General features: G+C 65.3%; 10 protein-coding genes. 5 read left to right on the top strand and 5 right to left on the bottom strand.

The window, feature by feature from the left end; genetic code table 11:
* Window positions 1-181 precede the first annotated feature (181 nt).
* On the bottom strand, window positions 182-1,375 hold the full coding sequence (locus C446_RS04660) for a thiolase domain-containing protein (protein WP_006671916.1): 1,194 nt from the start codon (window positions 1,373-1,375) through the stop codon (window positions 182-184).
* 100 nt (window positions 1,376-1,475) lie between these two features.
* Between C446_RS04660 and C446_RS04655 the strand changes: the two genes are divergently transcribed.
* The 3 genes from C446_RS04655 to C446_RS04645 are packed head-to-tail and all read left to right on the top strand — an operon-like array spanning window position 1,476 to window position 3,696.
* Complete coding sequence (locus C446_RS04655; RefSeq protein WP_006671915.1) at window positions 1,476-2,375, top strand: 3-hydroxyacyl-CoA dehydrogenase family protein; 900 nt, start codon at window positions 1,476-1,478, stop codon at window positions 2,373-2,375.
* Window positions 2,365-3,234, top strand: coding sequence for an enoyl-CoA hydratase/isomerase family protein (locus C446_RS04650; RefSeq protein ID WP_049920036.1), 870 nt, complete (start codon window positions 2,365-2,367; stop codon window positions 3,232-3,234). The genes C446_RS04655 and C446_RS04650 overlap by 11 nt, the downstream gene beginning before the upstream one ends.
* Window positions 3,235-3,273: 39 nt before the next feature.
* Window positions 3,274-3,696, top strand: a complete 423-nt coding sequence (locus tag C446_RS04645) for a PaaI family thioesterase (protein ID WP_006671913.1) — start codon at window positions 3,274-3,276, stop codon at window positions 3,694-3,696.
* Here the strand turns inward: C446_RS04645 and C446_RS04640 are convergent, their stop codons facing one another.
* Together C446_RS04640 and C446_RS04635 are read right to left on the bottom strand one after the other, a co-directional pair.
* On the bottom strand, window positions 3,697-4,701 hold the full coding sequence (locus C446_RS04640; protein ID WP_006671912.1) for an LLM class flavin-dependent oxidoreductase: 1,005 nt from the start codon (window positions 4,699-4,701) through the stop codon (window positions 3,697-3,699).
* 36 nt (window positions 4,702-4,737) lie between these two features.
* Entirely contained in the window at window positions 4,738-6,012 is a 1,275-nt protein-coding gene (locus C446_RS04635; protein WP_006671911.1) for a M24 family metallopeptidase, read from the bottom strand.
* 122 nt (window positions 6,013-6,134) lie between these two features.
* On the opposite strand from C446_RS04635, the gene C446_RS04630 reads away from it, so the two are divergent.
* Both C446_RS04630 and C446_RS04625 read left to right on the top strand, forming a co-directional pair.
* Window positions 6,135-6,851, top strand: a complete 717-nt coding sequence (locus C446_RS04630) for an EthD family reductase (protein ID WP_006671910.1) — start codon at window positions 6,135-6,137, stop codon at window positions 6,849-6,851.
* Window positions 6,852-6,961: 110 nt separating this feature from the next.
* On the top strand, window positions 6,962-7,729 hold the full coding sequence (locus tag C446_RS04625) for an IclR family transcriptional regulator (protein ID WP_006671909.1): 768 nt from the start codon (window positions 6,962-6,964) through the stop codon (window positions 7,727-7,729).
* Window positions 7,730-7,810: 81 nt separating this feature from the next.
* Here C446_RS04625 and C446_RS04620 read toward each other — a convergent pair whose 3' ends face one another.
* Together C446_RS04620 and C446_RS04615 are read right to left on the bottom strand one after the other, a co-directional pair.
* Complete coding sequence (locus C446_RS04620) at window positions 7,811-8,695, bottom strand: amidohydrolase family protein (RefSeq protein WP_006671908.1); 885 nt, start codon at window positions 8,693-8,695, stop codon at window positions 7,811-7,813.
* 475 nt (window positions 8,696-9,170) lie between these two features.
* The gene (locus C446_RS04615; protein ID WP_006671907.1) at window positions 9,171-9,575 is read right to left on the bottom strand and encodes a PLD nuclease N-terminal domain-containing protein; all 405 of its coding nucleotides are present in this window, start codon (window positions 9,573-9,575) and stop codon (window positions 9,171-9,173) included.
* Window positions 9,576-9,635: the final 60 nt, after the last annotated feature.

Raw genomic sequence — 9,635 nt, 5'->3', positions numbered from 1 at the left:
AGAGATGTGTATAAGAGACAGTCGCTTGCCATCGTCAACGCGTCCTCGTCGGCCGCGGGAACCGCGGTCTCGGAGATGCCAGCGCCGTGGAACTGCCCCCAGGTCTCTTCGACGGCCGCAGCCGTGAGCCTGTACCGCGGGGCGTATGCGCCGACTGCCTCGACGCGGAGGTCCCCCGTCGTCATCCGGCCACCCCCGTCTCGTCGGCTGCCCGCTCGCGCTCGAGGACGTGGACGACCGACGCACCGCCGCTGCCGCCGACGTTGTGTGTGAGCCCGTATTGAGGGTTCTCGAGCTGTCGATCCCCCGCCCGCCCGGTCAGTTGTTCGAACGCCTCGACGAGCTGTCCGGTTCCAGTCGCTCCGATGGGATGGCCCTTCGACTTGAGCCCGCCGGACGTGTTGACCGGGAGGTCACCGTCGGGCTCGGTGGTTCCGTCCCGAAGCAACCCGGGAGCCGCCCCCGGCTCGCAGAAGCCGAGGTCTTCGTAGGCGATCAGCTCGGCGATCGCAAAGCAGTCGTGGACTTCGGCGAAGTCGAGGTCGTCGGGAGTAACGCCCGCTCGCTCGTAGGCCGTCTCGGCGGCGACCTGCGAGGCCGAGATACCGGTGTAGCTGTCCCGTTCCGCCAGCCCCACCCGCTCGCTGCCCGCACCGACGCCGGCGATTCGTACCCGGTCGTTCGTGTACTCACCGACCACGTCCTCGCTTGCGAGGATGGCGACCGCGGCCCCGTCGGACGTCGGACAGCAGTGATAGAGGGTAAGCGGGTCCGCGACGGTCGGTGCCTCCACGGCGTCCTCGAGCGAACACGTAAAATCGAGGTGGGCCTTCGGATTCGTCGCGCCGTTGGCGTGGTTCTTGACGGCGACCCGGGAGAGGTCCTCGGTCGTCGCCTCGTACTCGGTCATGTACGCGCTGGCCATCTGGGCGTAGACCCCCGAAAACGTCGTCCCGGTCAGACGCTCCCACTCGGTCTCCCCGCTGACGCCGAGCCAGTACTTCGTTACGTCGTCCGAGAGGTCGGTCATCACCTCGTAGCCGCCGGCGACGACGACGTCGGCGAACCCGCTTTTGATCGCCTGGACGGCGTTCCGGACGGCGAACCCCCCTGCCGCACAGGCGTTCTCGACCCTCGAGCAGGGGACGTTGTGGAGACCGACGTGTTCGGTCACCGCCGGCCCCGACAGGCCGAGCTGGCGGCCGCCGACGCCGAGCGTGCCGACGACGGCCTCGTCGACGTCGGCTGCGTCTATCCCGTGATCGACGCCGTCGCAGGCGGCCCGATAGGCCTCGGCGAACAGGTCCCGATAACTCCGGTCCGGAAACGCCCCGAACGGCGTCTGCCCGGCTCCGACGAGGTAGACGTCTCGCATGCTCGTCGCGTACCTTCCGAAGCCATATATTTGTGCCGTTACCCCATAGCACACTCGGCGAAGGGTAACGCCTTTGAGGATCGTTCGGGTTGTGTGGCGTATGCACGTCGCAGTACTGGGTGCCGGTACCATGGGTCACGGAATCGCACAGGTGGCCGCGATGGCCGGCCACGAGGTCGTCATCCGGGATGTCAAGCCCGAGTTCGTCCAGGACGGGATCGACTCGATCGAGGAGAACCTCGAGGGCGGGGTCGAACGGGAGGAACTCTCGCGCGAGGCGGCCGACGCGACGCTGTCACGCATCGACGGCACGACCCACCTCGCGGAGGCCGTCGAGACGGCCGACCTCGTGATCGAGGCGGTACCGGAGGACCTCGAGTTGAAACGGGACACCCTCGAGGACGTCGAGGAACTGGTCGACGAGGACGCGATCATCGCGACCAACACGTCGTCGCTGTCCGTAACTGAGATCGCGAGTTCGGCCGACCACGCTGGTCGCGTGATCGGCCTGCACTTCTTCAATCCGGTCCACATCATGGAACTGGTCGAGATCGTCGTCGCCGAACAGACCGACGAGGTGACGGTAGCGAGGGCCCACGAGTTCGTCGAGGAGATCGACAAGACCGCCATCGAGGTGACCGACACGCCGGGGTTTGCCTCCTCGCGGCTCGGCGTGGCGCTGGGCGTCGAGGCGATGCGGATGGTCGAGGAAGGCGTCGCTGCCCCCCGCGATATCGATACCGCGATGGAGTTGGGATACAACCACCCGATGGGACCGATCGAACTCGGCGACGTGGTCGGCCTGGATGTCCGGCTGGACATCCTCGAGTACCTCCGGGAGGAGTTAGGCGAACGGTTCAGGCCTCCCCAGGTCCTCAAACGGAAGGTCCGTGCGGGCAAACTCGGACGGAAGACCGGCGAGGGGTTCTACGTCTGGGAGGACGGCGAGATCGTCGGCGTCAGTGGCGACGGAAACGGGGGTGTCGGCGATGAGCGGTGACGAGCACACATCGGCGGAGCGAGCGGACGCTCGAGTCGGCGGTGCCGACGCCGTCGAGAACGTCGCCGCCGACTGCGAGACGGTCCACTTCTCGGTCGGTGACCGCGTCGAGGCCGTCGCGACGGTGACGATGAGCCGTCCCGACGCACGCAACGCGTTGAACGGACAGCTCCGGGCGGAGCTGAAAGACGTGTTCGCGGCGATCGAGGACAGCGACGTTCGCGTCGTCGTGCTAACGGGCGCGGACGAGGCCAAGGCCTTCGTCGCCGGCGCGGACGTACGCGAGCTACGGGAGCGAACCGCTCTGGAGCAACGCGAGGCGTCGAAACGGCCCCGCGTGTACGAGGTCGTCGACGACCTTCGCCAGCCCGTCATCGCCCGGCTCAACGGCCACGCGCTCGGCGGCGGCTGCGAGCTCGCGACCGCCTGTGACGTTCGGATCGCTCACGAGCGAGCGACACTCGGCCAGCCCGAGATCACCCTCGGAATCATGCCCGGCGGCGGGGGCACCCAGCGCCTGCCGCGGCTCGTCGGCGAAGGACAGGCGATGCGGCTGATCCTCTCGGGAGAGCTGATCGACGCCGCGGAGGCCCGCGAGATCGGCCTCGTCGACGTCGTCTGTGAAAGCGACGAGGAACTCGACGAGGAGGTGTACGGTCTCGCCGAATCGATGGCCTCGAACAGTCCCGTGGCCCTCGAGTTCGCGAAAGCGGCCGTGAAGGCGGGCTCGCGGATGGATATCGAGAGCGGGATCGAGTACGAGGCCGAGCTGTTCGCCCAGCTGTTCGCGACCGCGGACAAAAACGAGGGGATCGACGCGTTCCTCGAGGATAGAGAACCGGAGTGGCAGGGACGGTAGCGACTGAACTTTTATCGGTCGCCACGCTGAAACGAGCGTATGGACATCGAGGCGTTCTTCGAAGGGATGCCGTTCGCGTCCCTGCTTGGCATCGAGATCACCGACTGTGCCGACGGCTACGCCGAGGGCTACCTCGAGATGCGGGAGGAACTGTCCTGGAACGAAGAGGAGTTGCTGGCCCACGGCGGCGTCACGTTCACGCTCGCGGACACGGTCGGCGGCGCGGCACTGGTCTCGGAGGTCGACCAGCCGGTGCCGACGATCGACATGCGGATCGACTACCTGAGCGGCGGCACGGGCGACCTCTACGCCGAGGGCGAAGTCGTCCGCTGTGGCGGCGACGTCGGCGTCGTCGACGTGGACGTCTACGCGGCCGACGACGGCGACGAGGGACCGCCGGGAGACGGCGACGCCGCCGGGACGCTGGTCGCGGACGCTCGAGGGGTCTACAAGACCGGCTGATCACAGCTTCGGCGCGACCTCGTCCCCAAGCCGGTGGATGCAGTCGACCATCGCCTCGGTCCCGACGCCCGGATGGTACGTCCGGAAGATGACGTGGATATCGTCGCCGAGCGCCTCCTGGTAGGTTTCGAGTTCCTCGCGGACCTGGTCGGACGTGCCGAAGATCGCCTGGTCTTTGAGTTCCTGCTTGCGATCGGCCTCGAGTTCGTCGACTGGCTCGCCGGAGAAAATCTCGGCGTAGCGGCGCTGGATGTAGAAGTAACCGTCCCGCATCGTCTCCCAGGCCCCCTCGCGGGAGTCGCCGACCCAGCCGTGCTGGAGGACGTAGATCGTAAAGTCGTCCGCGAGACCCTCCTCGTCGCGCACTCGCCGGATGTCCTCGACGCGCTTCCGGACGCCCTCGACCGAGAGCGACGAGGGGGCACACCAGCCGTCGGCGATCCGGGCCGCCCGGCGTACCGCGGGCTTGGCCGCGCCGCCGAGCATGATCGGCGCGTCGCCCTCGACGGGCCCGGGGGTGATCGAAACGTCCGTTGGGACGTCGTGAAAGTCGGAGTCGTACGCGAGATCGCCCTCGCTCCAGGCACCTCGGAGGAACGGGACGAGGTCGGCGAGTCGCTCGGCCCGCTCCTCGCGAGGGACGCCGAAGATGTCGAACTCCCGGGGGTTCGAGCCGATCGCGAGTCCGAGCGTGAGTCGGCCGTCCGCGAGCGCGTCGACGGTCGCGGCGTCCTCGGCTAGCCGAATGGGATCGTACAGCGGGCCGAGCGCGACGCAGCTTCCGATCTCGAGGTCGTCGGAGACGGCTGCCATCGCACCGAGGGTCGGCATCGTTCCGGAGAGGTACTCGTCGTCGGCGAAGTGGTGTTCGGAGACCCACGCGCTGTCGAGTCCCGCGGCGTCGATCTCGCGGGTCACCTCGAGAATCTCGTCGTACCGGTCGGCGCTCTCGCGGTCGTCGTCCGGACGCTGCTGGGCGGTAAAGAGGCCAGTCCCGAGCTGCATACTCGCCGTACGGTCCGTGCGACCAAATAGTTCGGGTCAGTGATCGATCACCGTGATCTCCTCGACGGGCCACTGGCTCAGGATTTCGACGCCGTTCTCGCGGACGACGACCATCTCCTCGACGCGAACGCCCTGCCGACCGGCTGGCTCCTGTGTCTCGACGGCCATCGTCATCCCCTCTTCGATCTCGATGGGGTGGTCGGGCGAGAGCCCCCGCCAGATCAGCGGCACTTCGTACAGCTGGAGCCCGAGCCCGTGGGCCCAGTGGTTGGTCGTCAGTTGCCAGTGGTCGTCGGCCTCGTAGTAGTCGGCGTGCTCGCCTTCCATGTCCGGGAACCCCTCCGCGATCTCGTCGGTCGTCGCGCCCGGCTCGATGCGCTCGAGGACATCGTAGAGGTTGTCACGAGCGGTTTCGTACGCCGCTTTCTGTTCCTGGGTGGGTTCGCCCATCGAGAACGTGCGGTAGTAACACGACCGGTAGCCGAGGTAGCCGACGTTGTAGAAGTCGGCGTAGACCAGATCACCGGGACGGACGACACGATCCGTCGTGTTGGCCTGGTGTTTCGGCCAGGTGTTCGGCCCGGAGGTGAGGTAGCCGCCGCCGACGAACGCGCCGTGACGCCACAGCTCCTCGACGGCTGCACCCCACAGCTCGTTTTCCCGCATGCCGGGCTTTGCGGCGTCTGCGATCCGTTGAAAGCCGGCCTCGCAGATCGCGGCGACCTGTCGAAGACACTCGATCTCGTCTTCCGTCTTGACCTTGCGAGCGTCCTCCATGACCGCAGTACAGGTCTCGACATCCGGCTCGAGGCCCTGTGACTCGAGCGCCTCGAGCAGTCCACGGTTGCCGACGTCGACGCCGAGTCGCTCGTCGGCGACGCCGTACTCGTGGGCGGCCTCGGCGACGCCCTCGGCCATCGTCTCGAGGAGGAACTGGCGGGCGGACTCCCGGCCGGACGCTCGGGGGACGTTTCCGAGACCGGGACACGCATACCGGATATCGTGGAGCCACGGGCAGTTGTATCGCTGGTTGCTCGCGTGGTCGGCGGTATCCCAGTGGACGACATCGCCGTCTTCGGTCAGCAAGGTGTAGTGGTCGGCTCCGCTGCCGCCGGTCATCGCCAGTCCGGTCACGTACCGGATGTTCGGGTCCGAAAGGAGGAGCATCGCCCCGAGGTCGGTCTCTCGGAGTCGCTCGAGCGCTCGCTCCGTGCGCTCCCTGCGGAGCCGCTGGGTGTCGATCCGTTGTTCCCAGTCGACGGCCTGGGTGCCACGGGTTCCATCCATGAACTCGCGGTCGTAGAACGCCATGCGTACGCCTACCAATCAAACCGACGACTATAAATGCTGGTCCCGGGACCCGGGAGGAGCAACCGAGGCGATAGCTGGGCCACCCGGACGTTTATTGAACTGTGTGAAATAGCCACGCTCGAATGTACAAGCACGTCGCATTGCTCGTCCGCCAGGACGGCATGTCCCACGAGGAGTTCGTCGACTACTGGCAGACCGAGCACACGCCGATCGCGCGGGAAATCGACGGCGTGGTCCGCTATCAACAGGTGCTCCCGACCGAGCCGGAACACGCCGAGTTCGACGGGCTGGCGGAGCTGTACTTCGAGACTCTCGAGGCCCTCTACGCCGCGCTCGGCAGCGAAGGGTCACGGGATTACGACCCCCAGAAGGGGAAGGCAAAGGAGGCCCGCGAGGATGTCGACAATTTCCTCGCGGTGGAGGAGCGACCCCGGTTCATCGGCGAAGAGATCGTCCAGACGGACGAGGTCGACGGTGATACCGACGGCCTCTACAAGCACTCGGCGTTTCTCGTCCGCCAAGAGGGGATGGACCACGAGGCGTTCGTCGACTACTGGCAGGAGAACCACACGCCGATCGCCCGCGAAATCGAGGGGGTCGTAAAGTACAATACGATCCTGCCGACCGATCCCGAAAACGCCGAGTTCGACGGCGTCGCGGAATTGTACTTCGACGACCTCGAGAAACTCTACGACGCGCTGGGCAGCGAAGGATCGCGAGACTACGACCCCGACAGGGGGAAAGCGAAGGACGCCCGCGAGGACGTCGACAACTTCCTCGCGATCGACGACCGACCGCGATTCATCGGGCGGGAACGGCTCGTCAAAGACGAGTGGTGATGCTGCCGAACAGAGCCACGACGCGACACACAAGAGCAGTGAACGCACGCCAAGTGCTGCGTTCGAATAGCGGGAACAGGCTTTTGTAACGACGAGATGACTGGTAGCGTATGCCAACCGAGTCGACCCATCGATCGGTCGAAACCGTCGAGACCGCGTTCGACCTCGTCGACGCGCTCAAAGAGCGCGACAGCGCGGGCGTCTCCGCGCTCGCCGACGAGGTCGGGCTCGCCAAGAGCACGGTACACCGCCACCTCACGACGCTCGAGAAGCGGGGGCTGCTCGTCCGTGAAGGGGACGAGTACCGCCTGAGCACGTGGTTTCTGGACTACGGGATTCACGCTCGGGACCGCCGTCCCGTCGTCGAGGTCGCCAGACCGAAGGTAGACGAGGTGGCCGCCGAGACCGACGAAAAGGTCTGGTTCGTCCTCGAGGAGCATGGTCTGGGCGTCCACGTCTACGGTGCGGAGGGGAAACACTCGGTCACGACCCACGCCAGGATCGGACGACGGACGCCGCTACACCAGTTCGCCGCCGGGAAAGCGATCCTGGCGTTTCTCAGCGAGGAGCGCGTCGCCGAGGTTCTCGACCGCCACGGGGTGGCGGGTCAGACGGCCAGGACGATCACTGACCGCGATGTGCTGTTCGACCAACTCGAAACCGTCCGCGAGCGCGGTTACGCGTTCAACCGCGAGGAGTCGGTGACTGGCGTACACGCAGTCGGTGCGCCGATCAGGGAAGCAGACGGAACGGCCGTCGGTGCGATCAGCGTGGCCGGTCCCGCTAACCGCCTTCGGGGAGAGGTGTTGACCGACGAGCTACCCGATCTCCTGCTCGGAGCGGCCAACGAGATCGAGATCAACCTGGCTCACTCGTAGCTCGTAGCTCGTCGCTCGTCGCTCGTACTCGGAGGCCAGCCACAACGCAGTCTCCACTTCGAGCGAGACGAACCGACGCCGTCAGTCGATCGAGATACCACACTCGGCGAAGAACTCACGGGCGTTCTCCCAGAGGAGCTTTCGCTGGGTCTCCTCGTCGAAGTCGAGTTCGGCGAACTGCTCGAGCCACGGCTCGGGCTCGAGCATCGGGTAGTCCGTGCCGAACATGACCGTCTCCGAGAGGAGCGTCTTCGCGTAGTGGAGTACCTGGTCGTCGATGTACCTGGGCATCCATCCCGAGAGGTCCATGTAGACGTTGCCCTTCTGCTGGCAGATCGCGAGCTGTTCTTTCTCCCAGGGGTAGGCGGGATGGGCGATGAGAATCTGCAAGTCGGGATAGTTCGCGGCCACGTCGTCTATCAGCATCGGGTTGCCGTACTTGATCTGCAGGCCACGACCGCCCGGTGAGCACGCGCCAAGCGTCGAGTTGCCACCGTGGAAGACGACCGGGACGCCCAGTTCCTCGATGGTCGCCCACAGCTCCTCGTGGTCCGGATCGGACGGATCGAACCCCTGTGCGATCTGCTGGAATTTGAACCCCGAGAGGTCGAGGTCTTCGACACAGCGGATCGCCTCCTCGATACAGTCGTCCTTGAGTGGGTCGACGGAGCCGAACCCGATGAAGAACTCGTCGTACTCGTCGCGCACCTCGGCGACGTAGTCGTTGGGGACGGGTGGGTTCCCGGTGTTCGTCTCGGCGTCCCAGCCGAGCAACACGGCACGGTCGACGCCGGCGTCCCGATACTCCTCGAGCATGTTCTCGTAGGAGTCGGTCTCGAGTTCGGTTCCGAACCGGTCGGCGGCGTCTTTCATCAGCTGGCCGCCGGCGTCGTGGAGGAACTCGCTGGTCGGCTGGTGTGCGTGCATATCGATTGCGCGTGGCTCCTCGAGCACGGAGAGGCCCATACCCCGGCGTACGACGTTCCGATATATGTATGTTCACAGTTGTCTCGATTCGGAGTCACACAGAGCATCCCGGCTGACGACTATTGTCTGTGGAAAATAATTGTTTGTCTTCGTATATTTCGTATACCACGCGTGTTCCTTCGGTTCACTCGATTTTTCGGGGTTTTCCCATCCGCTACCCAGTTTCGGACGCTTCACACGTCGTTTGGAGGTGAGTCAGCGGCTATCGTGTAGACCTCGGAAACGAGATGCCGGATCGCGAGGAGAGACAGAAGAACACTGTGAGGCCAACCACCGCAAACACAGCAAGAGACCGGTTTCGGACACGGCCACAACCTAGGTCGTCTTACCGCACTCGATTAATGTTCGAAATCAGAAAACAAGAGCGAAGTGGCAGGAAGTTTATATACTATCGGCAGCCGTTCCGGACGAACGTGGACTCGACGCTCGTCCGAAGTCAGGCACCGTTGGCCCGCTATCGACTGTCAGTCGATTCTTCGGGGCTCCGGTCGTCTCGAGGGTGGTCCGCCATCCGATCGCCCGCCACCGGTTCCTCGTCCGTCGGCACCTGGTCCCGGTCCGTACCCTCGGGTGACAGTCGATCGTCGCCGCGGGAGCGAAGCGGCGCGTCGTCGGCTCTCGAGGGGTGGACGTTGTAGTTGTTTCCCCTGTACGGGTCCGTATCGGGGTCGTAGGAGAGTTCGCTGCGCTCGAACAGATAGATGAAAAACCCAAACACCGGGACGAGAAACGTGATCGCCGCCCACTTTTTGGGCGGCTCGAGGCCGACGTTCCCGGCGTCGTAGTAGGTTAACACCGTCAGTCCGAGATGCCAGGCGAGGGGAACGCCCACGATGATCGCCAACAGGAAGCTGCTCATACCGATGCTACGGGACGGACGCACAAAACGACCGGCCAAACGACGGCCGACACTAGACGG

The organism is Halobiforma nitratireducens JCM 10879 (genome assembly GCF_000337895.1).
In the GTDB taxonomy this organism is placed as follows: Archaea; Halobacteriota; Halobacteria; order Halobacteriales; family Natrialbaceae; genus Natronobacterium; species Natronobacterium nitratireducens.
Note: the sequence above shows the minus strand (reverse complement) of the source record. Positions and strands in the feature narration are given on the sequence as shown.

What these genes read in the sequence shown, in the direction of transcription:
- C446_RS04660 (WP_006671916.1), bottom strand. Translation starts at nt 1,375, where the DNA reads ATGCGAGACGTCTACCTCGTCGGAGCCGGGCAGACGCCGTTCGGGGCG.
- C446_RS04655 (WP_006671915.1), top strand. Translation starts at nt 1,476, where the DNA reads ATGCACGTCGCAGTACTGGGTGCCGGTACCATGGGTCACGGAATCGCA.
- C446_RS04650 (WP_049920036.1), top strand. Translation starts at nt 2,365, where the DNA reads ATGAGCGGTGACGAGCACACATCGGCGGAGCGAGCGGACGCTCGAGTC.
- C446_RS04645 (WP_006671913.1), top strand. Translation starts at nt 3,274, where the DNA reads ATGGACATCGAGGCGTTCTTCGAAGGGATGCCGTTCGCGTCCCTGCTT.
- C446_RS04640 (WP_006671912.1), bottom strand. Translation starts at nt 4,701, where the DNA reads ATGCAGCTCGGGACTGGCCTCTTTACCGCCCAGCAGCGTCCGGACGAC.
- C446_RS04635 (WP_006671911.1), bottom strand. Translation starts at nt 6,012, where the DNA reads ATGGCGTTCTACGACCGCGAGTTCATGGATGGAACCCGTGGCACCCAG.
- C446_RS04630 (WP_006671910.1), top strand. Translation starts at nt 6,135, where the DNA reads ATGTACAAGCACGTCGCATTGCTCGTCCGCCAGGACGGCATGTCCCAC.
- C446_RS04625 (WP_006671909.1), top strand. Translation starts at nt 6,962, where the DNA reads ATGCCAACCGAGTCGACCCATCGATCGGTCGAAACCGTCGAGACCGCG.
- C446_RS04620 (WP_006671908.1), bottom strand. Translation starts at nt 8,695, where the DNA reads ATGGGCCTCTCCGTGCTCGAGGAGCCACGCGCAATCGATATGCACGCA.
- C446_RS04615 (WP_006671907.1), bottom strand. Translation starts at nt 9,575, where the DNA reads ATGAGCAGCTTCCTGTTGGCGATCATCGTGGGCGTTCCCCTCGCCTGG.